The following is a 22134-nucleotide window of genomic DNA, read 5'->3' as shown; positions in this document are numbered from 1 at the left end:
CCACGCCAGCGAACCGACTCCCATGCGACCGCTTCCTACCCTGCTCACGCTCGCAATCGCCGCCGCCTTCGGTGGCTTCGTTGCCACCGGCATCAATGCCCACCTGGACAACCGTGCCGACGCCGCGCCGCTGCCGGCGGTCCTGCCGACCACTGCAGCGTTGCCGGCCTCGGTGGCCGGACAGGCGGTACCGTCGCTGGCACCGATGCTGGAGAAGGCGATGCCGGCGGTGGTCAGCGTCAACACCAAGCAGGTGATTCGCGTACGCAATCCCTTCTTCAACGACCCGTTCTTCCGCCGCCTTTTCCCGGACATCCCGCAGGAACGCATCAACGAATCGCTGGGCTCGGGCGTGATCATCGACGCCAAGGAGGGGCTGGTGCTGACCAACCACCATGTCATCGACAACGCCGATGACGTGCAGGTGACACTGGCGGACGGGCGCACGGTCAAGGCCGAGTTCCTCGGTTCGGACCGAGATACCGACATCGCGCTGATCCGCATTCCGGCGCAGAACCTGACCGACATCAAGCTCGGCAACAGCGACCAGCTGCGCGTAGGCGACTTCGTGGTGGCCATCGGCAACCCGTTCGGCTTCAGCCAGACGGTCACGTCCGGCATCGTCTCGGCGGTGGGCCGCAGCGGCATCCGCGGGCTGGGCTACCAGAACTTCATCCAGACCGATGCGTCTATCAATCCGGGCAACTCCGGTGGCGCGCTGGTCGACCTGCAGGGCCAGCTGGTCGGCATCAATACCGCCAGCTTCAACCCGCAGGGCAGCATGGCCGGCAACATCGGCCTGGGCCTGGCGATTCCTTCCAACCTGGCGCGCAGCGTGGTCGACCAGCTGGTCAAGCACGGCGTGGTGGTGCGCGGCACGCTGGGCGTGGAAAGCCAGAACCTGACCGCGCAGATCGCGCAGGGCCTGGGCCTGGGCGAAACCCGCGGTGCGCTGATCACCCGCGTGCTGGCCGGTTCGGCCGCCGCCGCAGCCGGGCTGAAGCCGGGCGACGTGGTGGTGTCGGCCAACGGCCAGCGCGTGGACAGCGCCGAGGCGCTGCACAACGTGGAAGGCCTGGCCGCCGTCGGCAGCGCGATGACGCTGGACGTACGCCGCGAAGGCAAGCCACTGCAGATCAAGGCGACGCTGAAGGAACAGGCGCGCGCGGTCACCGGTGAGAGCCTGGACCCGCGCCTGACCGGTGCGACCTTCGTCGACCTGCCCGAGTCACTGCGACAGTCTGGCGTCGGCGGCGTGCTGGTCAGCGAGGTCAAGCGCGGCAGCCGCGCGGCCAGCAACGGTCTGCAGCAGGGCGACATCATCACCGACGCCACCGTGGGTGAATTCGCCGACCTGGCCAGCTGGCGCGCCAATTTCCAGCAACGCCCGCCGACCCTGGTGGTGCGCGTGCTGCGCAACAATGGCCAGCAGCAGGGCCAGCTCGTGATGCGCTGATCGCCCTGCCGTAACACCCCCTATACCCCGGCAATGCTATTGCTGTCCGTCCAGGTCGGCACCGCCGACGCCCGTTCCCCCATCGCAACAGGAGTGATTCGATGAGCCCCACCAATACCGAGAACCTGAAGGAACACCTGGGTGAAGCCGGTTCCCACCTGAAGCAGGCCGCCACGGCCGCCGGCGGTGCGATCAAGGGCGCCACCGGTGCCGCCACCGACGAACTGCGGATCGGCAAGGCCAACGTCAAGGCTGAACTGTCCGACAGCGCGCTGTCCGGCCTGGCCGCTGCCGAGTTTGGTGGTGCCGCCGCCAAGGAGCAGGTCGATGCACTGATGGACAAGGGCAAGGACCTGATCGACAGCGCCGCCGAGCTGATCCGCGAACGTCCGCTGGCCTCGTTCGGCGTGGCCTTCGCTGCCGGCTGGATCATCGCCAAGCTGGCCCGCGGCAGCAGCGACAAGTAAGCCGCGGCGTGAGCGAAGACAACGCGCAAGCCCCTGATCCGGCGGCCACCCCGCCGCTGGATGAGAGCATCCGCCAGGTCGGCGCGGCCGGTCGTGCCGCTGCCGATTCGGCCAAGCACTCGCTGCGTTCGCTGCGCCGGCTGGCCTCGGCCGACTTTGCGCTGGCTCGCAGCGCATTCGGCCGTGCACTGGCCTGGGCCGGGGTAGCGATCGTATTTGGTGCGTCGGCCTGGCTGCTGATGGCCGCCACCCTCATCGCCCTGCTGCAGAGCTGGGGCCTGAGCTGGCTGCAGGCCCTGCTGATCACCTCGCTGCTGAGCCTGGCCGTCACCGGTTATGCGATCTGGCGGGTGTCCTACTTCTTCCACCACACCGGCATGCACGCCACCCGGCGCCAGCTGTCCCGCCTGGGCCTGTTCGATGAGCCCAGCGAAGACGACCCCGATGCCGATGTGCAGCTGCCAGAGGGCAAGCCATGAAGTTCGGTGCGCTGCAGCGGCGGGTGAAGCGCTGCGAACAGGTGGTGACCGTGCGCCTGGTCGAGACCCAGGACCACTGGTCGACGCTCAGCCAGGTCTGGCGCCAGGGCTGGTCGCCACTACGCATCGTGGTAGTGGGCCTGGCCGGTGGCTTCATTGCCGGCAAGCTGGAAATGCCGGGCAAGGTCAACGGTGCGCGCTGGCTGCAGATGGTGGGTTCGGTCTCGAACCTGTTCGCCAGTGCGCAGGCAGCGTTCGCCACGGCGATGGCGGCGCAGGCGGCGGCCACCGCCGACGATGCGGCCGAAGAAGCCGGCGATGCCAGCGAACAGGCACACGCAGCGGCCTCCGCCGCTGAAGCGCGGCCCGCAGCGGCGGCGCGAGCTGTGCCGGAGGCGGAACCGGACCTGCGCGAACCGCGCCCGGCCGAGGCGGCCACCGAACTGTCCGAACGTTGATCCATGGAATCCGCCGCGCCGATGGCGGCCGGCGGATAATGCGCTCCCCTTTCCGGCTGATGCGTCGATGAGCGAGTCCTCCCTGTCCCCGTCACCAGCCGATCCACAGGACCCGGAGGCACCGCTGCCGCCTCCGTCTCGCCCACGCGGGCCGATGTCGCTGGTGGTGCTGGCGACCCTGGCGGTGGGCTACACGCTGTGGGCGGCGCAGGACATCATCCTGCCGGTGCTGCTGGCGATGTTCTTCGCACTGGTCGGCAACCCGATCCTGCGCCTGCTGCAGAAACTGTGGATTCCGCGCGCGCTGGGCGCGCTGCTGATTCTCGGCGCCGGCCTGGGCGTGACCGGTTCGCTGGCGGTGCAATTGATCGGCCCGGCGATGGAATGGGCGCAGGAAGCCCCGCAGCAGCTACGCAAGGTCGCCCGCCAGGTGCAGGACCTGACCAAGCCGGTGCAGCAGGCCAACCAGGCGGCGGAGAACTTCGCCCGCGTCGCCGGCGGCGACAGCAACCATAAGGTGCAGGTGATCCGCACCCAGCTCGACGACCCGTACCGCATGCTGACCCGCGCGCCACGGCTTGCCGCCTCGGTGCTGGCCGTGGTGCTGCTGACCCTGTTCTTCATGATCTACGGGCAGAGCCTGCAGCGCGCGGCGATCGCGCTGTTCCCGAACCGCCAGCAGCAGCGCTTCACCGCCGACATCCTGCGGTCGATCGAGCGCGAAGTCTCGCGCTATGTGCTGACCATCAGCGTGATCAACACCCTGGTCGGGCTGGTGTTCGCCGGCGTGCTGATGCTGCTCGGCATCGGCCTGCAGGAGGCGCTGCTGTGGGGCACGGTGGCCGCGCTGCTGAACTTTGCCCCGTACGTCGGTCCGCTGATCGGCGTGGCACTGATGCTGCTGATGGGCTTCGTGGAATTCCGCGACCCGCTGCAGGCGCTGCTGCCGGCGGCCGCGTACCTGGCCCTGCACACTCTGGAAGGGCAGATGGTGACCCCGATCGTGCTGGGCCGGCGCATGAAGCTGTCGCCGCTGGTGCTGATCCTGGCGCTGATGGTGTTCGGCTGGGCCTGGGGCATGATCGGCCTGCTGCTGGCGGTGCCGCTGCTGGTCTGCATCAAGCTGGTGCTGGCACGGCTGGAAGGCATGCAGGGCTGGGCACGGCTGCTGGAATGAAAGCCCGCGCGGGCAGGCGTAGAATGGAGGGGTGAATTTCCCCGTCCAAGCCATCACTCTCGACCTTGACGACACGCTGTGGCCGTTCGCTCCGATCGGCGCCCGCATCGATCTGGTCCTGCACGAGTGGATGCGTGAACACAGCCCCGCCACCGCCGCGATGTATCCGGTGGCGGCGATGCGCGAACTGCGCGAGCGCCTGTACCACGCCCATCCGCACCTCCACCACGACCTGAGCGCGCTGCGTCGGCTGACCCTGCACGAAGCGCTGCACTCCAGCGGCGCCAGCCTCGATCTGCTGGAGCCGGCGTACGAAGTGTTCTACGCCGCGCGCAACCAGGTCGAGTGCTATCCCGATGCGATCGATGCGCTGGCGAGGATTGCCGCGCGGGTTCCGGTGGCAGCGCTGAGCAACGGCAACGCCGATCTGGAGCGGATCGGCCTGGCGCATCATTTCGCCTTCCAGCTGGGCGCGCGCGAACACGGCGCGGCCAAGCCGGAGGCAAGCATCTTCCACGCCGCCTGCACCCGACTGGGTGTGGCGCCGGCACAGGTGCTACATGTCGGCGACCACGCCGAAATGGACGTGGCCGGGGCGATCGCCGCCGGCCTGCGCGGGTGCTGGATCAACCGCGAAGCAGCCACCTGGACCCATCCGAAACTGCAGCCGGACCTGCAGTTCGACACCCTCACCGGCCTGGCCGACTGGTTGGACGCCAACCTCGACGCCGCCGCATCCCGGAGTACCTGACGCATGAGCGAGATCACTGGTTTCACCGCCGACAGCGCCGCGGCGCTGCCGTTGTACGTGCTGGACCGCGAGCAGTTCGCCGCCTGGAAGCAAGGCCAACCGGCCGCGACCCAGGCCTGGCTGGCCTCGCAGGGTTTCACTGCCGGTGCGCACAGCGTGGCTTTGTTGCCCGGCAGTGAGGGCCTGGCCGGCGCGGTGATCGGTGTCGGTGATCGCGCCGATGCCTACAGCTATGCGCATGCGCCGCACGCGCTGCCGGAAGGCAGTGTCTGGCAGCTGGCCAATGTACTGCCTGCCGCCGAACAGGCGCTGCTGCAGCTGGGCTGGGGTTTGGGCAGCTACCGCTTCGACCGTTACCGCAAGCGTAACCGCGCCCCGGCGCAGCTGGTGGCCGCACCGTCCGGCGAAGTGGCAGACCTGATCGCCGCCAGCCTGCGCGTGCGCGACTGGGTCAACACCCCGACCGAAGACATGGGGCCGCAGCAGCTGGAAGACGCCGCGCGTGCACTGGCCGATGCACATGGTGCGCAGGTCGAGGCGATCACCGGCGATGAACTGCTGAAGCAGAACTTCCCGGCCATCCACGCCGTGGGCCGCGCTTCGCACCGCGCGCCGCGCCTGGTGGTGCTGCGCTGGGGCAAGGAAACCGACCCGGCACTGGTGCTGGTCGGCAAGGGCGTGTGCTTCGATACCGGCGGCCTGGACGTCAAGCCGGCCGACGGCATGCGCAACATGAAGAAGGACATGGGCGGCGCCGCGCATGCGCTGGCCCTGGCCGGCCTGGTGATGGCGCGCGGACTGCCGGTGCGCCTGACGCTGCTGGTGCCGGCGGTGGAAAATGCGATCGGTCCGGATGCGTTCCGCCCGGGCGAAGTGATCGCCACCCGCAAGGGCCTGAGCGTGGAGATCGACAACACCGATGCCGAAGGCCGCGTGATCCTGTGCGACGCGCTGACCTTCGCCGGTGAGCAGAAGCCGGACCTGGTGCTGGATTTCGCCACGCTCACCGGTGCCGCACGCATCGCGCTGGGTCCGGATCTGCCGGCGCTCTTCAGCAACGACGACACTGTGGCGCAGCAGTGGCTGCAGGCCGGCGACGCAACCCGTGACCCGGTCTGGCGCATGCCGCTGTGGCGCCCCTACCTGCGCTATCTGAGCAGCGGCATTGCCGACCTGGCCAATGCCGGTTCGCGCATGGCCGGCTCGGTGACCGCCGCGCTGTACTTGGAGCGCTTCCTCGAAGACGGCCAGCGCTGGGCGCACCTGGACGTGTACGCCTGGAACGACGGCGAACGCCCGGGCCGTCCGGCCGGTGGCGAAGCGCTGGCGCTGCGCTCGGCCTGGGCGATGCTGAAGGCGCGTTACAGCTGATCCGGTGGGTGCCGACCTTGGTCGGCACGCCGTCCCCGGCAAATCTGACGAAAAATTGAATTTCGGCCTCGGCCGGGTTCTGCGAGGATGTGTGGGTCGACCACCCACACGCTCCGTGAAGGCAGGACTCCGACCATGTCGCTCTTCGGCTACACCCGTGCCGGCCAGACGCCGGGCGCACCGCGCAAGCATTCCCCCCTGCTCTGGATCGCGCTGATCGCGCTCATCCTGGGTACCGTGGCGCTGGCCTTCGCCTGGCTGGCCGGCTGGATGGGCGACCGCCTCACCGCGCAGCGCTTCACCGACACCATCGAGGCCACCGGCCCGGCCCATCCGGGCTTCCGCCGTGCACACAGCAAGGGCATCTGCGTAAGCGGCTGGTTCGAACCCAGCGCGCAGGCCCCTACCCTGTCCAGTGCCCGGGTGTTCTCGCAGACACGTGTGCCGGTGATGGGTCGCCTGTCAATCGGTGGCGGCGACCCCTACGGCGCCGACAACACCGCACGCGTGCGCAGCCTGGCGGTGCAGATGGTCAGCGATGATGGCCAGGAATGGCGCATGGCGATGAACAGCTTCCCGTTCTTCGCGGTACCCACGGCCGAGGCGTTCTACGAGCAGACGCGCGCCTCGATTCCCGACCCGGCCACCGGCAAGCCGGACCCGCAGAAGATGGCGGCAGTGCTGGCGAAATACCCCAGTGCGCAGGCGTTCCAGCAGTGGGCGAAGACAGCGCCATGGACCAGCAGCTGGGCCGACACCACTTTCAACAGCGTCAACAGTTTCTGGTTCACCAATGCGCAGGGCCAGAAGCGTGCGGTGCGCTGGCGCTGGCAGCCGCTGGCGCCGGTAGTGGAGATGGATGCGGAAGCGCGCAAGCAGGCCAGCGTCGATTTCCTCAGCCAGGAACTGCAGCAGCGCCTGGCCAACGGCCCGGTGCGCTGGAACCTGGTCGTGACCACCGCCGAGCCCGGCGATGCCATCGATGATCCGTCGGTGCCGTGGCCCGAGTCGCGTGACCAGGTAGTGGCGGGCGTACTCAGCCTGGACCGCATGCAGTCGCAGGAAGAAGGCGCCTGCGGCCAGATCAACTTCGATCCGCTGATCCTGCCCGGTGGGGTGCGCGGCAGTAATGATCCGATCCTGGCGGCCCGCTCGGCGGTGTACTCGCAGTCCTTCAACCGCCGTGAACGCGAGCGTGCCAGCGGCAACGTCGAACAACCGAAGGAGGCCGCACGATGAGTACCGGCAACGGCCACTTCAACCTGCTGGCGCGGGTGCTGCACTGGTCCATGGCACTGATGATCGTCGCCATGCTGTTCATCGGCGTGACCATGGTCGCCTCGCTGCACCTGCGTCCCGCGCTGATCGACCTGCACCGCCCGCTGGGCATCGCGATCCTGTTGCTGGCGCTGCTGCGCCTGTATAACCGGCTGCGCCATCGCCCACCGGCGCTGCCTGCCGACCTGCCGGTCTGGCAGGGGGTAGCGGCCAAGGCCTCGCACTGGATGCTGTACGCGCTGATGCTGGCGATGCCGTTGATCGGCTGGGCGATGCTGTCGGCCGGCGGATACCCGATCGTGCTGTGGGGAGGGCTGCACCTGCCGCCGATCGTGCCGCATACCCCGGCGCTGTATGCCGCGCTGCGCAATGCGCACAGCCTGTTGGCCTATGTGTTGTTCGCCACGGTGCTGATGCATGTGGGTGCGGCGTTGTTCCACCTGTGGGTGCGGCGGGACGGGGTGTTCCAGGCGATGGCGCGCGGGAAGGATTGAAAGGATTCGCCGGGCGTTCCCGGCGGATTGTTTCCGCGACCGCGGGGGGGTGTCGCTTTTCTTTTCACGCGAAAAGAAAAGTAACCAAAAGAAACGCGCCGCCAGAGCGCGAGCCGGTGCTGCGCACCGGTGCCCTGTGCTTCTCGGTGAATCAGGGGACGGCGCCGAACTCGCTACGCTCAAACACCGGCGCCTCTTCGCCCCTGATTCCCCTGCGATGCTCGGCTCGCTCAAGGCGGACCCAACATCAAGAGCGACAGCTGCACCCAGTAGATCCACGCCATGCGTGGATGCTGTTGCCGTTGATCTTGACCTTCCAGTCCGCCTTGAGCGAGCCGAGCACCGCAGGTCCGGCGAGGGCGAAGAGGTGCGGGTGTCTGAGCGCAGCGAGTTCCCGCGCCGTCCCTCGACGGACCGAGGAGCGCAGGGCACCGGCGTGCGAAGCACGCCGGCTCGCGGCCGGCGGAGCGCTTCTTTGGTTACTTTCTTGATGGCCCACATCCATGTGCGCCACCCTACGGGCCGGCTACGCCGTTCCACGCTGCTCCTGCAGCGTGGTGCACGAGCAAAGAAAGTGACACCCACCCGCGGTCGCGGAAACGACATCACCAGGAAAGGCAGGCCGCCCCTACAACCACCCTTTCTGCCGCGCCAGCCGGTACGCCTCAATGCGATTGGCCACGCCCAGCTTGCCGATGCACTCGGACAGATAGTTGCGCACCGTGCCGTGCGACAGCCCCAACTGCTCGGCGATCTCGCTGGCGGTACGGCCCTCGCCCGCCAGCCGCAGCACGCGGCGCTCGCGGTCGGTCAGCGGGTCGGCCTGCGACCACGCATCCAGTGCCAGCTGCGGGTCGATCGCACGGATGCCCTGCTTGACCTTGCGCAGTGCCTCGGCCAGGTTCTCGGCCGGTGCGTCCTTCAGCAGGTAGCCCAGCACGCCGGCTTCCAGCGCGCGGCGCAGGAAACCTGCGCGGGCGAAGGTGGTCACGATCACCACCTTGATCGGCAGCTCGTGACGCGCGATGCGCTGTGCAAGCTCCAACCCGGACAGGCCCGGCATCTCGATGTCGGTCACCAGGATGTCCGGCTGCAGCTGCTGCAGCATGCGCCACGCGGTTTCGCCGTCGGCGGCGCTGCCCAGCACTTCGATATCCGCTTCCAGGCACAGCAGCGCCGACAGTGCGCCGCGTACCATCGCCTGGTCTTCGGCCAGCAGGATGCGGATCATGCGGCACCGTCCTGCACCAGCGACGGCGGCACGCCTGGCGGCAGCGGTGTGGTCGCAGCGGCCAGTGGCACGCGCACGGTCAGCACCGTGCCCTCGCCCTTTGCGGACTGCACCTGCAGGCTTCCACCCAGGGCGGCCACGCGTTCGCGCATGCCGCACAACCCATTGCCCTCGGCCTGCACGCCGCCACGACCATCGTCGCGGATCTGCATCGCCAGCATGCGTCCCTCCAGCATGAACTCCACCCGTGCCTGCGTCGCCTGTGCATGGCGCACGATATTGGTCGCGGCCTCGCGCAGCACCAGCGCCAGCCCGCGTTCGACATCCACCGGCATCGCCGGTGGCGGTACGTACTGAAGGTGGACCTGCTGGCACTCCAGCAGCAGCCGCGCCGATGCCAGCTCGCCGGCCAGGTCGCTGGCGCGGATACCGGTGACCGCACTTCGGACCTGCGCCAGCGCCTCGCGGGCGATGGCCTCGGCCTCGCCGATCTCCTGTCGCGCGCGTGCATCACCGCGGTCGTGCAGCTTGCGCGCTAGTTCCAGCTTCAACGTGATCAACGACAGGGTGTGGCCGAGCAGGTCGTGCAGGTCGCGGCCGATGCGTTCGCGCTCGGCGGTGGCTGCGAGCCGCCGCACCTCGTCCTGCGAAAGCTGCAGTGCCGCATCCTTCTGCTGGTTGAGTGCCTCCACGTTCACGACCAGGCCGACGATATAGGACACGGCGGGGATCCAGACCAGGCTCTGCCACGGGTACTGGAACAGCAGGGCGAGGCTGCAGAACAGGAGGTTCAGACCAGTGAGCTGCAGCAGATACTGCCACCAGCCGCCGCGACCGCTCACCCGCAGCAGTACGCAGCCGAACACGAAGTAGGTCAGCCCAGACGGGTACCAAGGCAGCAGCACCAGCGACATCGCGATCAGGCCCAGGGCATAGCGCGGGGCGTGATGGCGCGGCGCCACCATCACCTTGGCGTACAGCAGCAGGAACACCGGATAGCTGGCCAGCGTCAGCAGCAGCCAGCGCAGGGTGAAGCCATGGCCAAGCAAGGGCGTCAGGAAGATCCACACTGACCACAGCAGGTGGATTGCCTCGCCCCAGGGGGACTTTCCCCGGCGCAGCGTCTCGGCCACCGCCGAGTCGGGCGCGGGGCGCAGCAGCGAGGCAAGCCAGATGGACGGCACAGGCGGTTCCAGGCGGGGACGATCGCCGCCGATCATGCCAGTTCAGCCGCCTGCGCGCAGGCGCCACCGTCGGCTGGGCGGCACCGGCGCAACCGAGCGCAGATCACGGTACGCTTGGCGGCGCCGCTGCGGCGGGCCGGCAATGGGGCGATCGGATCCATGGGCAGTACCGGTAGCGGGAACGTTGCCATCCTGTGCCGCCGTGGTCACATTTCGCAGGTGCCGCCGTCAGTGTCATCGGATGACAGCTGTCACTGCCGTCTTCGCTGTGCCTGCCTTCATGCTGTGCCGCACGCTCCACCGCCGGAACCGCCGTCGTCCGCGCTTCCGGCCACACCCGCCCGAACGCATGTGATGGAACGAATGAACGCTTCTGCCGAGCTGTTGAAGGAACTCCGTATCGACCGCAAGTCGCCGCCGCCGGCCGCCGGAGGCAATGGCGGTGGCCGCCGCGGGTTGTGGATCGCGATCATCGTGGTCGTGCTGCTGATCGCCGCGGCCGTGGCCTACCTGTTCGGTCGCGCACCGGCCGTAGAGGTGGAAACCGCTCCCGCCGTGGCCATCCAGCAGGGCAGCGCCAGCAGCTCGGTGCTCGACGCCAGTGGCTACGTGGTCGCCCGGCGCATGGCCACGGTATCGGCCAAGATCACCGGCAAGGTGCGCGAGGTGATGATCGAAGAAGGCATGCGGGTCGAGGCTGGCCAGGTGATGGCCACGCTCGACCCGATCGATGCCGACGCGCAGCGCAGCCTGTACGCCTCGCAGCTGCAGGCCGCACGCAGCCAGGTCGCCGGGCTGGAGGCGCAGCAGAGGCAGGCCGCCGCCGAAGCCAGCCGCCTGCAGGCGCTGGTTGGCCAGCAGCTGGTCTCGCGCTCGCAGTACGACCAGGCCGTGGCCCAGCGCGACAGCCTGCGTGCGCAGCTGGATACCGCGCAGCGCAACGTCAAGGTTGCCAACGACCAGCTGGCCATCGCCGATCTGGGCGTGGACAACAACATCGTGCGCGCGCCGTTCTCCGGCGTGGTCACCGCCAAGGCGGCGCAGCCCGGTGAGATCGTTTCGCCGCTGTCGGCGGGTGGTGGGTTCACCCGTACCGGCATCGGCACCATCGTGGACATGGACTCGCTGGAGATCGAAGTCGAGGTCGGCGAGGCCTTCATCGGCCGCGTGCAGCCGAAGATGCCGGTGGAAGCCACGCTCAACGCCTACCCGGAATGGAAGATTCCCGGCGAGGTGATCGCCATCATCCCCACCGCCGACCGCGGCAAGGCCACGGTGAAGGTGCGCGTGGCGCTGAAGGTGAAAGACCCGCGCATCGTGCCGGAGATGGGCGTGCGGGTCAGCTTCCTGGAACAGGCGCAGCCGCAGGCCGCGGCCAAGCCGCAGGGCGTGCGGGTGCCGGGCGGCGCCGTGGTCCAGCGCGACGGTGCCTCGGTGGCCTTCGTGCTGGGTGACGGGAACCGCGTGCAGCAGCGCACGGTCGAGGCCGGCCAGGCGATGGGCAAGGACCGCCAGATCCTCAAGGGCGTGAGCGCAGGTGAGCCGGTGGTGGTGAACCCACCCGATACCCTGCGCGATGGCGCCAAGGTGCAACAGAAACAAGCGCAGTAACGGCCTGGCGCCCGTGGGCGCGGCCGGCAGCATCGCTCGACGCACGCCTGCGGCCACCGCAGGTGCGCTTCCCCGTTTCCCGCTTCCCGTGGAGAACCACCCATGTCGACCCTGGTTTCACTGCGCAACATCACCAAGACCTACCAGCGTGGCCCCGAGAAAGTGCAGGTGCTGCACGGCATCGACCTGGACATCGCCAGCGGCGACTTCGTTGCGCTGATGGGCCCGTCCGGTTCGGGCAAGACCACCCTGCTCAACCTGATCGGCGGCCTGGACAGCCCCACTGGCGGCGAGATCAGCATCGAGGGCGAGCGCATCGACCAGATGAGTGGCGGCCAGCTGTCGACCTGGCGCAGCCACCATGTCGGCTTCGTGTTCCAGTTCTACAACCTGATGCCGATGCTGACCGCGCAGAAGAACGTGGAACTGCCGCTGCTGCTGACCCACCTCAGCGCGGCGCAGCGCCGCCGCAATGCCGAGATCGCGCTCACCCTGGTCGGCCTGGCCGACCGCCGCAGCCACCGCCCGAATGAACTGTCCGGCGGCCAGCAGCAGCGCGTGGCGATCGCCCGCGCGATCGTCTCCGACCCGACCTTCCTGATCTGCGACGAACCGACCGGCGACCTCGACCGCCAATCGGCCGAGGAGATCCTCGGCCTGCTGCAGCAGCTCAACCGCGAGCACGGCAAGACCATCATCATGGTCACCCATGACCCGAAGGCCGCCGAGTACGCCACGCACACGGTGCACCTGGACAAGGGCGAGCTGGCCGACGCGCCGCTGGCCCACTGACGGAGGCCACAGCGATGAAATACTTCTCGTTGGTGTGGGCACAGCTGTTCCGCAGCCGTACCCGCACCCTGCTGACCCTGCTGTCGGTGGTGGCCGCGTTCCTGCTGTTCGGCATGCTCGATTCGGTGCGGGTGGCGTTCTCGTCGGGTGGCAGCGTGGAAGGTGCCAACCGGCTGATCGTGGCCTCGCGGCTGTCGATCACCCAGTCGCTGCCGATCCGGCTGGAAGCACAGGTGCGCCAGGTGACCGGCGTCCGTGACGTGGCTTATGGCATGTGGTTTGGTGGCATCTACCAGGACCCGAAGAACTTCTTCCCGAACTTCTCGGTGTCACCCAACTACTTCGATGTCTACCGCGAGCTGCAGATCGATCCGGCACAACTGGAGGACTGGAAGCAGACCCGCACTGGCGCCATCGTCGGCGAAACCCTGGCCAAGCAATTCGGCTGGAAGATCGGCGATACCATCCCGCTGCAGGCGACGATCTTCCCGCGTGGCGGCAGCAATGACTGGCCACTGGTGCTCAAGGGCATCTACCGCTCCAAGGACCGCGCGCTGGCCGCCAACGAAGAACGCCAGTTGATGATGAACTGGAAGTACTTCGACGAATCCAACGACTACATCAAGAACCAGGTGAGCTGGTACACGGTGACGCTGGACAACCCGGACCACTCTTCGCGGGTCGCACAGGCGATCGATGCGATCTCGGCGAACTCCGACCACGAGACCAAGACCCAGACCGAATCGGCGTTCCAGCAGGCCTTCGTCAAGCAGTTCGCGGATATCGGCATGATCGTCACCTCGATCATGGGCGCGGTGTTCTTCACCCTGCTGCTGTTGACCGGCAACACCATGGCGCAGGCCGTGCGCGAGCGCGTGCCGGAGCTGGCCACGCTGAAAACGCTGGGCTTCAAGGACAGCACCGTGCTGACCCTGGTGATGGTGGAATCGGTGCTGCTGATCGGCCTCGGTGGCCTGATCGGCATGGGCCTGGCCGCCCTGATCCTGCCGGCGATCGGCCCGAAGAGCATGGGCATGCTGCCGCCACACGTACCAACGCCGACCTGGCTGATGGGGTTGGGCCTGATCGTAGTGATCGGCATCATCGTCGGGCTGCTGCCCGCGCTGCGTGCCAAGCGCCTGAAGATCGTCGATGCACTGGCCGGCCGCTGAGGAGGATTGCAGATGAACAAGCTCAAGAAGTGGCTGGGCAACGGCGTAACCGTGCTGCTGCTTGCGATCGGCCTGGTGTTGTGGATCGGGCTGCCGTGGTTTGGCGTGCTGGCCGTGGCCGTGCTGGTAACGCTGTGGCTGCTGCTGACCCGCGGTGGACGGCTGGCGTTGGCCGCCACCCGCATCGGCGTGGCCAGCCTGCCGCAACGCTGGGGCGCGTCCTCGGTGATCGTGGTCGGCATTGCCGGCGTGGTCGGCGTGCTGGTGGCGATGCTGGCGATGGGCGAAGGTTTCCAGGCCACGCTCAACAATACCGGCGATGACACCACTGCCATCGTGCTGCGCGGTGGCTCGCAGGCCGAGACCAACTCGGTGATCACCCGCGAACAGGTACCCATGCTGTCCACCCTGCCCGGCATCAGCCGCGATGCGCAGGGCCGGCCGTTGTTGTCACCGGAGCTGTCGCAGGTGGTCAACCTGGTGTCCAAGTCCGATGGCACCGACGTCAACGCCCAGTTCCGCGGCGTCGGCCCGCAGGCGTGGGCGGTGCATGACAAGGTCAGGATCGTCGAGGGCCGCAGGTTCGCCACCGGGCTGCGCGAGATCGTGGTCGGCCAGGGCGCCAAGGGCCAGTTCCGTGACATGGAGGTCGGCAGGACGCTGACCCTGGGCAACCAGATCTGGACCGTGGTCGGCGTGTTCGCCACTGGCGATGCGCATGATTCGGAACTGTGGACCGACGCCGATACGCTGGCCACCACCTACCAGCGCAGTGCCTGGCAGTCGATCAGCGTGCGTACCGATGGCAAGGCCGGCTTCGATCAGTTCAAGGCGGCCGTCGCTGCCGACCCACGCCTGAAGCTGGACGTGGAAACCACCCGCGTCTACTACAGCAAGCAGGGCGGCGGGCTGACCAAGCTGATCGACATCCTGGGCAAGGTGATCGGCACGATCATGGCGGTCGGTGCGGTGTTCGGCGCGCTCAACACCATGTATGCGGCCGTGGCCACGCGCGCCCGCGAAATCGCCACCATGCGTGCGATCGGCTTCCGCGGCCTGCCGGTGGTGACGGCGGTGATGCTGGAAACGATGCTGTTGGCGCTGCTCGGTGGCCTGCTCGGCTGTGCGGTTGCATGGCTGCTGTTCAATGGCTACAGCGTGTCCACCATCGGCAGCAACTTCAGCGCGGTGGTGTTCAAGTTCCACGTATCACCGGAACTGCTGTGGACCGGCCTGAAATGGGCACTGGGCATCGGCCTGGTCGGCGGCCTGTTCCCGGCGCTGCGCGCGGCACGTTTGCCGATCACCACGGCGCTGCGCGAAACCTGAGCCCCTGCTTCGCAGCGGCACACCCGCAAGGACGGAGCGAAGGCTCCGTCCTTTTTTCTGTCATGCGTCTGTGGATTGTTGGACGCGATTCATCTTGCCGGCACGCTGCCGGACCGTTGCCAATGGAAACCCTCTAGAATCGCGCGCCCATCATCTGCAACCGCGTTCCCGTCACGGCCATCTCTCTCCTGGCCGTGGATGGAAGCAGAACGGCGCCCTTCGGGGCGCCGTTCTTTTTGGGCCCCGCGCCGGTCAGCGCTTCGCCGCGCGCATCGCGCGCAGGTTGTCACCGACGAACAGGATCAGGCCGGCCCAGATCGCGGCAAAGCCGATCGCCTTGCCGGTATCGAAGGCTTCATGGAAGAAGAACACACCCAGCAGCAGCTGCAGGCTCGGCGCGATGTACTGCAGGATGCCGACCAGCGACAGCGGAATGCGCTTCACGCCGTAGGCGAAGCCGATCAGCGGTACTGCGGTGACCGCGCCGCCGAAGATCAGCAGCAGGTCGTTGCGCCAGCCCCAACCATGGAAGAACGCACCGCCGTGGCCGTTCTCGGCCCAGATCGCAAACGCCAGCGCCGGCAGGAACAGGTACATGCTCTCCACGCCGAGGCCGGCCACCGGGTCGACCGAGACCAGCTTGCGCAGCAGGCCATACAAGCCGAACGAACAGGCCAGGCCCAGCGCGATCCACGGTGGCGTACCTGCATCGATGGTCAGCCAGGCCACGCCCACCGCCGCCATTGCCACCGCTACCCACTGCAGCCGGCGCAGCCGTTCCTTCAGCACCAGCACGCCCAGCAGCACGTTCACCAGCGGGTTGATGAAGTAGCCCAGGCTGGTCTCGATGACATGACCGGCGTTGACCGCCCAGATGTACAGGCCCCAGTTGAACGCGATGGTCAGGCTCGACACCAGCAGGATCGGCAGCGCGCGCGGCTGCGCGGCGATCTTCCGCCACCAGCCCAGGCGCGCACTGATCAACAGCCAACCCAGCACCAGCACCGTGCTCCAGATGATGCGGTGGGCGATGATCTGGAACGAGGGCACCTCGTTGAGCAGGTGCCAATAGACCGGCACCAGGCCCCAGATCACGAAGGTGGATGCAGTGACCAGCAGGCCCCGGCGTTGTTCTTTCTCGTCCATGCTCACTTCTTTCTCGTCCTTGCCATTGTCAGCACCACCACACCCAGAAGAATCACCGCCATCGCCAGCAGGTCGCGCCAACCGAAGCGCTCACCGTTGAGCAGCGCGCCCAGCAGCACCGCGATCACCGGATTGACATACGCGTAGCTGCCCGCGAGCGCCGGGCGCACGTTCTGCAGCAGCCACACGTAGGCAGTGAACGCGACGATGGAGCCGAACACGCACAGATAGGCCATCGCCAGCAGGCCACCGGTATCGGGCAGCGTGGTCGGGCGCTCGCCCACCGCCAGGCCGATCAGCACCAGCAGCACGCCGCCGCAGATCATCTGCCCGGCCGCGGTCATGAACGGACCCGGCAGGTCCAGGCCGCGTGCCCACACAGAACCGAACGCCCAGCCGATCGGCGCGATCAGCAGCAGCACCAGCCCGGTCGGCGAGCCGGTCAGGCTGCTGCCGGCGTTGAGCCAGACCACGCCGAGGAAGCCGATGGCGATGCCCAGCCACTCACCACGGCTGGCATGTTGCCCGCGCAGCGCCGAGAACAGCGCCATCCACAGCGGCACCGAGGCCACCGCCGTGGCGGCCAGGCCCGAGGACACCTCGCGCTCGGCCAGCACCACCATGCCGTTGCCCAGCACCAGCATGGTCACGCCCATGATGACCAGGTTGCGCCACTGCCGCAGCGTCGGGTTCGGCAGCTTCCAGAACAGGCGCAAGGCCAGGAACATCAGGCCGCCGGCAATGATGAAGCGGCTGCCGGAGACCATCGTCAGCGGCAGTGCGCCGCCGTGCAGGGCCTTGGAGATGCCCAGATAGGTCGAGCCCCAGACCACGTAGACCAGCAGCAGTGCCAGCGCGACAAGGCCACCCCGGGGGGCAGCCGCAGACGAAGAGGGGGGAGCCGACATGACACACCAGGGAGCCGGGGGAAGGCGGATTCTAGGACGTTTTGAGTATGGTCCGGGACCCCATACGGTGGCACGCTGTCATCCATCCATGCACCCTGCTCTGGTCTGCTACCCCGTGTTGACGGCCGATGCAGTACCAAGAGGGCTGCCCGGCCGCGCCGCCCCAAGGCCGGACGCCGTTTTCCCTGCGCACGGACGCGCCGCATCGAGGATTTCCACCCAGATGAGCACCACGTCCCAACCTGTTGTCCCCGCGAACGACCGTGCCGCTTTGCGGCGGTCGATCTCCAACACCCTCAAAGGCTCCGCCGGCAACCTGGTGGAGTGGTATGACGTCTACGTGTACTCGGTGTTTGCCGTGTACTTCGAATCGCAGTTCTTCTCGCCGGACGACAAGAACTCCACCCTGTACGTGTGGGCGATCTTCGCGGCGACCTTCCTGATGCGCCCGATCGGCGCCTGGTTCTTCGGCCGCTTCGCCGACCGCCACGGCCGCCGCCTGGCGCTGACCGTCTCGGTCACGTTGATGGCGCTGTGCTCGTTCCTCATCGCCATCACCCCCACCGCCGCCAGCATCGGCATCTGGGCCGCCGTGATCCTGTTGTTCGCACGCCTGCTGCAGGGCTTCGCCACTGGCGGCGAGTATGGTGCCAGCGCCACTTACATGTCCGAGGCCGCCATTCCGGGACGTCGCGGCTTCCTGTCCTCGTTCCACTACGTCACCCTGGTCGGCGGCCACGTGCTGGCCCAGCTGACCCTGCTGCTGATGCTGACCTTCTGGGGCAAGCCGGAGATCTCCGAGTGGGGCTGGCGCATCGCCTTCGGTATCGGTGGCATCGCTGCGGTGGTGGTGTTCTGGCTGCGCCGGGGCATGGACGAATCGCTGTCGGAGTCGTCGATCGAGGCCGCGCGCGAGGGCAAGGCAAAGAAGTCCGGTTCGATGTACGAGTTGTTCGTGCACCAGTGGCGGCCGCTGCTGCTGTGCTTCCTGATCACCGCTGGCGGCACCGTGGCCTTCTACACCTACTCGGTGAACGGCCCGAAGATGATCCAGAGCGCCTTCGCCGGCAACGACCCGATGACCGGCACCCTGATCAACCTGGGCGTGCTGGCCTTCCTGATGGTGCTGCAACCGGTCGGCGGCTGGCTGTCGGACATCATCGGCCGCAAGACCCTGCTGGTGTTCTTCGGCGTCGGCGGCGTGCTGTACAGCTGGTACCTGATCACCCAGCTGCCGCACCAGCATGACGCCACCCTGGCCTTCCTGACCCTGGCGCTGGCGTTCGTCATCCTCACCGGCTACACCTCGATCAACGCGGTGGTGAAGGCCGAGCTGTTCCCCACCCACGTGCGTGCACTGGGCGTGGGCCTGGGCTATGCGCTGGCCAACTCGCTGTTCGGCGGCACCGCCCCGCTGCTGTACCAGGGCGCGCTGAAGACCGGCCACGTCGATTGGTTCGCCATCTACGTGACCGCCACGATCGCGGTATCGTTGGTGGTCTATGTGTTCTTCCTTACCAACAAGGGCCCGAACTGGCTCGACGGCACCCGCAAGTAAGCGCGTTGCCCTGATCGCGGCCACTGGCGCAATGCCGGTGGCCGCTACGTCTCCCGCCACCGCGCTGATGTGGATCGCGGTGACGCTGGCCGCAGCCACGGCATTGGCCTGGGTGCTGCGCCGCCCCAACGCGCAGGCCACGTGGCCGCGCACGGGTTTCGGGATCGCCCTGCTGGTGTTCTGCGCCGCGCTGGCGCTGCAGCTGGCGATGGACCTGGGCAGCGGCCACAGCTCGCTGCACCTGCGGCTGCATCGCGGCGTCAACGCGGGGCCGCTGGTCGGCCTGCGCACGATGGCGGCGTGCTATCTGGCCGCGCTTGCCGCCGGCGGCTGGGGCGCGTGGAAGCTGCTGCGACGGCGCGGGTAGTGCCGGCCGCTGGCCGGCAACCTCATGAACCTCCGGAAAGAGCAGGGAGTTGCCGGCCAGCGGCCGGCACTACCTCAGCGGCGGGCCGCTTCGCTCTTGTCGCGCGCGCCGCGGAACTCCGATTCCTTTTCCCACGTCGGCCAGCGGCGGCTGTTGGCCAGCTCGGCACCCAGGTCGTAGACCAGCAGCGTGTCGGCAGCGTGGCCGCTCGGGTCCCAGCTCGGCGTCCAGGCATCACAGGCCTGGTGGTAGCAGTCGGCGAAGTACTTTTCGCGCAGCGCGCGGCCGCCTTCAACGCCACCGTCCAGCTTGTCCAGGCCCGGGCCGATGGTGATCGCCGGCACGCCCAGGCGGGCGAAGGCAAAGTGATCGGCACGGTAGAAGAAGCCGGCTTCCAGGTTCGGGTCCGGACTGTAGCTGCGGCCACGGGCCTTGGCCACGCGCTCCAGATCGCCTTCCAACGACACCCGGCCCTTGCCCCACGAGGCAATGTCGCGGGTCGGGCCATCCGGGCTGAACATCTCGATGTTCAGCACCGCAGCGGTCTTGTCCAGCGGCGCCAGCGGGTGCGCAGCATAGTAGCTGGCCCCCAGCAGGCCCTTCTCTTCAGCGGTCAGCGCCACGAAGTACAGCGTGCGCTGTGGCTGCGGGCCGGCAGCGAACACCCGACCCAGCTCCAGCACCGTGGCCACGCCGGTGGCGTTGTCGATCGCACCGCGGCGGATGCGGTCCCCCTTGGCGTCGGGCTGACCGATGCCGAACGCATCCCAGTGCGCGGAGAAGATCACGGCCTCGTCAGCATGTTCACCACCGGGCAGCTTGGCGACCACGTTGCGGGTCACCACCTGCTCGCGCTTCAGCGCGAAATCCACGCTCAGTTTCGCGTTGTCCAGTGCCACCGGGCGGAAGTCGGCACGCATCGCCTTGCGCTTCTCCGCATCGAAGTCGAGGCCGGCGTCGGCGAAGATCGCCTCGGCCAGCTCGCGCTGCATCCAGCCGCGCAGCGGGGTGTGCTGCGCCATCGCTTCGGCGTGGCCGCGCTCGATGTCGAACAGCGGCGAAGTGCCCGAGCTCTTCACCGTGGCCCAGCCATACGCGGCCGGCGCGGTCTCGTGCACGATCAGCACGCCTTCGGCACCCCGGCGTGCGGCTTCCTCGAACTTGTACATCCAGCGGCCGTAGTAGGTCACCGCCTTGCCGTCGAACGCGCCCGGTGCATCGGCCTCGAAGTCGGCGTCGTTGATCAGCACCACGGCGATCTTGCCGTGCAGGTCCACGTCCTTGTAGTCGTTCCAGTGGCGTTCCGGTGCGTCGATGCCGTAGCCGACGAACACCAGCGGTGCATCCTTGATCTGCACGCGCTTGCGCGGCTGCAGGCTCTGCAGGGTCACGTCCACGCCATTGGCCAGCGCACGCTTGCCCTGCTTCAGCGACAGGCTGGCCTTGGCCTCACCCTCCAGCTGCGCGCGCACCAGCGGCACCGGCTGCACCCAGCTGCCGTCTACGCCGCCCGGCTGCAGGCCATAGCTGCGGAACTGCTCGATCAGGTACTGCACCGTGCGCTCTTCGCCCTCGGTGGCCGGTGCGCGGCCCTCGAACTCATCCGACGCCAGCACGCGCACATGCCGCGACAGTGCCTGCGGATCGATGCCGCCACCCGGCAGGTCGTTGGCCGCATGGGCCAGGCCCCCGACGAACATGCAGGACGACAGCAGCAACACGCGCATCGGATTCACGGCAGTACCACGGCTAGCTTGGAAGTCACCAGAGTGTAACGTGGTCGTGACATCACGGCGCAGCCTGGGCCCACGTCATCCACGCAGGGCGTGGCTCTGCCTGCTGATGCGGTCCAGCCAGCAGGCCAGGCCCTGCGCGTTGAGTTCGATGTCCATCGCCAGCACGGCAATCACCGCCGCATCGTCCAGCGCACAACCATGCTGCTGCGCCCGTTCCAGGTACAGCGCCTGCAGTGCCGCCAGCAGGCAGCGGTGGCGGTCCGGGCGGCCATCGCACTGGCGGCCGATCGCGGCCATCGCATCGATCTGCTCGAACAGGTCGTTGGCCAGTTTCTGCACCTGCTCCACGCGCCCATAGTGGGTCAGGTACATCGCCTGCGGGCCGTAGCCCAGCATGCGTCGGATCGAGGCCTTCATCGCCTCCGGGTCGAACTGCACCGGCGAGGAAGTCGGGAAGATGAAAGCGCCCTGCGCGCTGTCCAGCTCGCGGTAGGAGATGCCGAACGTATCGCCAGTGAACCAGCTGCGGCTGCGAGCATCCCACACGCAATAATGGTGCAGTGCGTGGCCCGGCGTGTGCAGCAGCACCAGCTCGCGGCCAGCGAGATCGATGCGGTGGCCGTCTTCGGCCACCACCACGCGGTGTTCGGGAATCGGCTCGATGTGGCCGTAGCTGCGCGCGATCTCCTCGGCGCCGTACACCGCCGTCGCACCCGCAATCAGCCGGGTTGGGTCGATCATGTGCGGCGCACCGCGCGGATGCAGCACCGCCTTCGCATTCGGCAACTGTTGCATCAGCAGGCCTGCACCACCGGCGTGGTCCAGGTGCACGTGCGTGAGCAGCAGCCAGTCCACCGCGTCCACGCCCAGGCCAGCGTCCGCCAGCGCCTGCAGCATCGCCGGCACAGACAGGCCGGTGCCGCAGTCGACGAAGGCCGCGCGGCCGTTTTCAACGATCAGGTAGGCCGCGTCGAAGTCCGGGCGCTGGAAACCGGTATCGATGGTGTGGATGCTGGGGTCGGCGGTCATCGGCACGCACCTGGCAGTCTCGGAAACAGACGCCCATGGTAGGCGCGCATGCGGCCCGGGTTCGATGCGGCTTTGGTCGGGTAGTGCCGGCCGCTGGCCGGCACATGCATTCTCCCGGCCATCCCGAGGTTGCCGGCCAG

General features: G+C 67.9%; 21 protein-coding genes. 15 read left to right on the top strand and 6 right to left on the bottom strand.

Going from position 1 to position 22134, the window contains the following annotated elements; all coding sequences use genetic code 11:
• Window positions 1–22: 22 nt before the first annotated feature.
• From ACM0PK_RS16350 to ACM0PK_RS16310, 9 genes are all read left to right on the top strand, one after another.
• On the top strand, window positions 23–1456 hold the full coding sequence (locus tag ACM0PK_RS16350; protein ID WP_072168715.1) for a Do family serine endopeptidase: 1434 nt from the start codon (window positions 23–25) through the stop codon (window positions 1454–1456).
• Between the two features lie 101 nt (window positions 1457–1557).
• Entirely contained in the window at window positions 1558–1923 is a 366-nt protein-coding gene (locus ACM0PK_RS16345) for a hypothetical protein (protein WP_004153835.1), read from the top strand.
• An 8-nt stretch (window positions 1924–1931) separates the two neighbouring features.
• Window positions 1932–2402 carry a phage holin family protein gene (locus ACM0PK_RS16340; protein WP_004153834.1) on the top strand — a complete coding sequence of 157 codons (471 nt, stop codon included), beginning with the start codon at window positions 1932–1934 and terminating at the stop codon, window positions 2400–2402.
• A complete protein-coding gene (locus ACM0PK_RS16335; protein ID WP_069138037.1) occupies window positions 2399–2860 on the top strand; it encodes a protein sip-5 in 462 nt (153 codons plus the stop codon). The genes ACM0PK_RS16340 and ACM0PK_RS16335 overlap by 4 nt, the downstream gene beginning before the upstream one ends.
• A gap of 67 nt (window positions 2861–2927) precedes the next feature.
• Window positions 2928–4037, top strand: coding sequence for an AI-2E family transporter (locus tag ACM0PK_RS16330; RefSeq protein ID WP_072168716.1), 1110 nt, complete (start codon window positions 2928–2930; stop codon window positions 4035–4037).
• A 31-nt stretch (window positions 4038–4068) separates the two neighbouring features.
• Entirely contained in the window at window positions 4069–4788 is a 720-nt protein-coding gene (locus tag ACM0PK_RS16325; RefSeq protein WP_414607422.1) for an HAD family hydrolase, read from the top strand.
• 3 nt (window positions 4789–4791) lie between these two features.
• Window positions 4792–6159, top strand: a complete 1368-nt coding sequence (locus tag ACM0PK_RS16320) for a leucyl aminopeptidase family protein (RefSeq protein WP_134971638.1) — start codon at window positions 4792–4794, stop codon at window positions 6157–6159.
• 135 nt (window positions 6160–6294) lie between these two features.
• A complete protein-coding gene (locus tag ACM0PK_RS16315; RefSeq protein WP_414607423.1) occupies window positions 6295–7398 on the top strand; it encodes a catalase family peroxidase in 1104 nt (367 codons plus the stop codon).
• Window positions 7395–7931, top strand: a complete 537-nt coding sequence (locus ACM0PK_RS16310; RefSeq protein ID WP_111201148.1) for a cytochrome b — start codon at window positions 7395–7397, stop codon at window positions 7929–7931. The genes ACM0PK_RS16315 and ACM0PK_RS16310 overlap by 4 nt, the downstream gene beginning before the upstream one ends.
• A gap of 628 nt (window positions 7932–8559) precedes the next feature.
• On the opposite strand, the gene ACM0PK_RS16305 is transcribed toward ACM0PK_RS16310, so the two are convergent.
• Both ACM0PK_RS16305 and ACM0PK_RS16300 read right to left on the bottom strand, forming a co-directional pair.
• Window positions 8560–9162, bottom strand: coding sequence for a response regulator transcription factor (locus ACM0PK_RS16305; protein ID WP_134971642.1), 603 nt, complete (start codon window positions 9160–9162; stop codon window positions 8560–8562).
• Window positions 9159–10382, bottom strand: a complete 1224-nt coding sequence (locus tag ACM0PK_RS16300; protein ID WP_180885695.1) for a sensor histidine kinase — start codon at window positions 10380–10382, stop codon at window positions 9159–9161. Before ACM0PK_RS16300 ends, ACM0PK_RS16305 begins: the two co-directional genes overlap by 4 nt.
• Window positions 10383–10709: 327 nt before the next feature.
• On the opposite strand from ACM0PK_RS16300, the gene ACM0PK_RS16295 reads away from it, so the two are divergent.
• The 4 genes from ACM0PK_RS16295 to ACM0PK_RS16280 all read left to right on the top strand — a co-directional run bounded on the left by ACM0PK_RS16295 (window position 10710) and on the right by ACM0PK_RS16280 (window position 15250).
• A complete protein-coding gene (locus tag ACM0PK_RS16295; RefSeq protein WP_180885693.1) occupies window positions 10710–11957 on the top strand; it encodes an efflux RND transporter periplasmic adaptor subunit in 1248 nt (415 codons plus the stop codon).
• A 102-nt stretch (window positions 11958–12059) separates the two neighbouring features.
• Window positions 12060–12749, top strand: coding sequence for an ABC transporter ATP-binding protein (locus tag ACM0PK_RS16290; protein WP_252745527.1), 690 nt, complete (start codon window positions 12060–12062; stop codon window positions 12747–12749).
• 14 nt (window positions 12750–12763) lie between these two features.
• Window positions 12764–13921 carry an ABC transporter permease gene (locus ACM0PK_RS16285; RefSeq protein ID WP_111201145.1) on the top strand — a complete coding sequence of 386 codons (1158 nt, stop codon included), beginning with the start codon at window positions 12764–12766 and terminating at the stop codon, window positions 13919–13921.
• 12 nt (window positions 13922–13933) lie between these two features.
• A complete protein-coding gene (locus ACM0PK_RS16280; protein ID WP_111201144.1) occupies window positions 13934–15250 on the top strand; it encodes an ABC transporter permease in 1317 nt (438 codons plus the stop codon).
• 252 nt (window positions 15251–15502) lie between these two features.
• Here ACM0PK_RS16280 and rarD read toward each other — a convergent pair whose 3' ends face one another.
• Both rarD and yedA read right to left on the bottom strand, forming a co-directional pair.
• Window positions 15503–16402, bottom strand: a complete 900-nt coding sequence (gene rarD / locus ACM0PK_RS16275) for an EamA family transporter RarD (protein WP_111201143.1) — start codon at window positions 16400–16402, stop codon at window positions 15503–15505.
• Window positions 16399–17304: a drug/metabolite exporter YedA gene (gene yedA, locus ACM0PK_RS16270; protein ID WP_414607424.1), complete on the bottom strand. Its 906-nt coding sequence runs from the start codon at window positions 17302–17304 to the stop codon at window positions 16399–16401. The genes rarD and yedA overlap by 4 nt, the downstream gene beginning before the upstream one ends.
• A gap of 223 nt (window positions 17305–17527) precedes the next feature.
• On the opposite strand from yedA, the gene ACM0PK_RS16265 reads away from it, so the two are divergent.
• Window positions 17528–18862, top strand: coding sequence for an MFS transporter (locus tag ACM0PK_RS16265; protein ID WP_005420583.1), 1335 nt, complete (start codon window positions 17528–17530; stop codon window positions 18860–18862).
• Window positions 18863–18893: 31 nt separating this feature from the next.
• Complete coding sequence (locus ACM0PK_RS16260; RefSeq protein WP_258392216.1) at window positions 18894–19229, top strand: hypothetical protein; 336 nt, start codon at window positions 18894–18896, stop codon at window positions 19227–19229.
• Window positions 19230–19303: 74 nt separating this feature from the next.
• On the opposite strand, the gene ACM0PK_RS16255 is transcribed toward ACM0PK_RS16260, so the two are convergent.
• The gene (locus ACM0PK_RS16255) at window positions 19304–20956 is read right to left on the bottom strand and encodes a M28 family metallopeptidase (RefSeq protein ID WP_414607440.1); all 1653 of its coding nucleotides are present in this window, start codon (window positions 20954–20956) and stop codon (window positions 19304–19306) included.
• A gap of 84 nt (window positions 20957–21040) precedes the next feature.
• On the bottom strand, window positions 21041–21994 hold the full coding sequence (locus ACM0PK_RS16250; RefSeq protein ID WP_134972378.1) for an MBL fold metallo-hydrolase: 954 nt from the start codon (window positions 21992–21994) through the stop codon (window positions 21041–21043).
• Window positions 21995–22134 lie beyond the last annotated feature (140 nt).

It is taken from the genome of Stenotrophomonas sp. FR010, from assembly GCF_047520755.2.
GTDB classification, from domain to species: domain Bacteria; phylum Pseudomonadota; class Gammaproteobacteria; order Xanthomonadales; family Xanthomonadaceae; genus Stenotrophomonas; species Stenotrophomonas sepilia.
Note: the sequence above shows the minus strand (reverse complement) of the source record. Positions and strands in the feature narration are given on the sequence as shown.

Excerpts from the sequence above, each read along its gene's own strand:
- yedA (WP_414607424.1), bottom strand. The coding sequence starts at position 17,304 with ATGTCGGCTCCCCCCTCTTCGTCTGCGGCTGCCCCCCGGGGTGGCCTT.
- ACM0PK_RS16290 (WP_252745527.1), top strand. The coding sequence starts at position 12,060 with ATGTCGACCCTGGTTTCACTGCGCAACATCACCAAGACCTACCAGCGT.
- ACM0PK_RS16250 (WP_134972378.1), bottom strand. The coding sequence starts at position 21,994 with ATGACCGCCGACCCCAGCATCCACACCATCGATACCGGTTTCCAGCGC.
- ACM0PK_RS16335 (WP_069138037.1), top strand. The coding sequence starts at position 2,399 with ATGAAGTTCGGTGCGCTGCAGCGGCGGGTGAAGCGCTGCGAACAGGTG.
- ACM0PK_RS16280 (WP_111201144.1), top strand. The coding sequence starts at position 13,934 with ATGAACAAGCTCAAGAAGTGGCTGGGCAACGGCGTAACCGTGCTGCTG.
- ACM0PK_RS16295 (WP_180885693.1), top strand. The coding sequence starts at position 10,710 with ATGAACGCTTCTGCCGAGCTGTTGAAGGAACTCCGTATCGACCGCAAG.
- ACM0PK_RS16305 (WP_134971642.1), bottom strand. The coding sequence starts at position 9,162 with ATGATCCGCATCCTGCTGGCCGAAGACCAGGCGATGGTACGCGGCGCA.
- ACM0PK_RS16255 (WP_414607440.1), bottom strand. The coding sequence starts at position 20,956 with ATGCGCGTGTTGCTGCTGTCGTCCTGCATGTTCGTCGGGGGCCTGGCC.
- ACM0PK_RS16265 (WP_005420583.1), top strand. The coding sequence starts at position 17,528 with ATGAGCACCACGTCCCAACCTGTTGTCCCCGCGAACGACCGTGCCGCT.
- ACM0PK_RS16345 (WP_004153835.1), top strand. The coding sequence starts at position 1,558 with ATGAGCCCCACCAATACCGAGAACCTGAAGGAACACCTGGGTGAAGCC.
- ACM0PK_RS16350 (WP_072168715.1), top strand. The coding sequence starts at position 23 with ATGCGACCGCTTCCTACCCTGCTCACGCTCGCAATCGCCGCCGCCTTC.
- ACM0PK_RS16310 (WP_111201148.1), top strand. The coding sequence starts at position 7,395 with ATGAGTACCGGCAACGGCCACTTCAACCTGCTGGCGCGGGTGCTGCAC.
- ACM0PK_RS16285 (WP_111201145.1), top strand. The coding sequence starts at position 12,764 with ATGAAATACTTCTCGTTGGTGTGGGCACAGCTGTTCCGCAGCCGTACC.
- ACM0PK_RS16260 (WP_258392216.1), top strand. The coding sequence starts at position 18,894 with ATGCCGGTGGCCGCTACGTCTCCCGCCACCGCGCTGATGTGGATCGCG.
- ACM0PK_RS16315 (WP_414607423.1), top strand. The coding sequence starts at position 6,295 with ATGTCGCTCTTCGGCTACACCCGTGCCGGCCAGACGCCGGGCGCACCG.
- ACM0PK_RS16330 (WP_072168716.1), top strand. The coding sequence starts at position 2,928 with ATGAGCGAGTCCTCCCTGTCCCCGTCACCAGCCGATCCACAGGACCCG.
- ACM0PK_RS16300 (WP_180885695.1), bottom strand. The coding sequence starts at position 10,382 with ATGATCGGCGGCGATCGTCCCCGCCTGGAACCGCCTGTGCCGTCCATC.
- ACM0PK_RS16320 (WP_134971638.1), top strand. The coding sequence starts at position 4,792 with ATGAGCGAGATCACTGGTTTCACCGCCGACAGCGCCGCGGCGCTGCCG.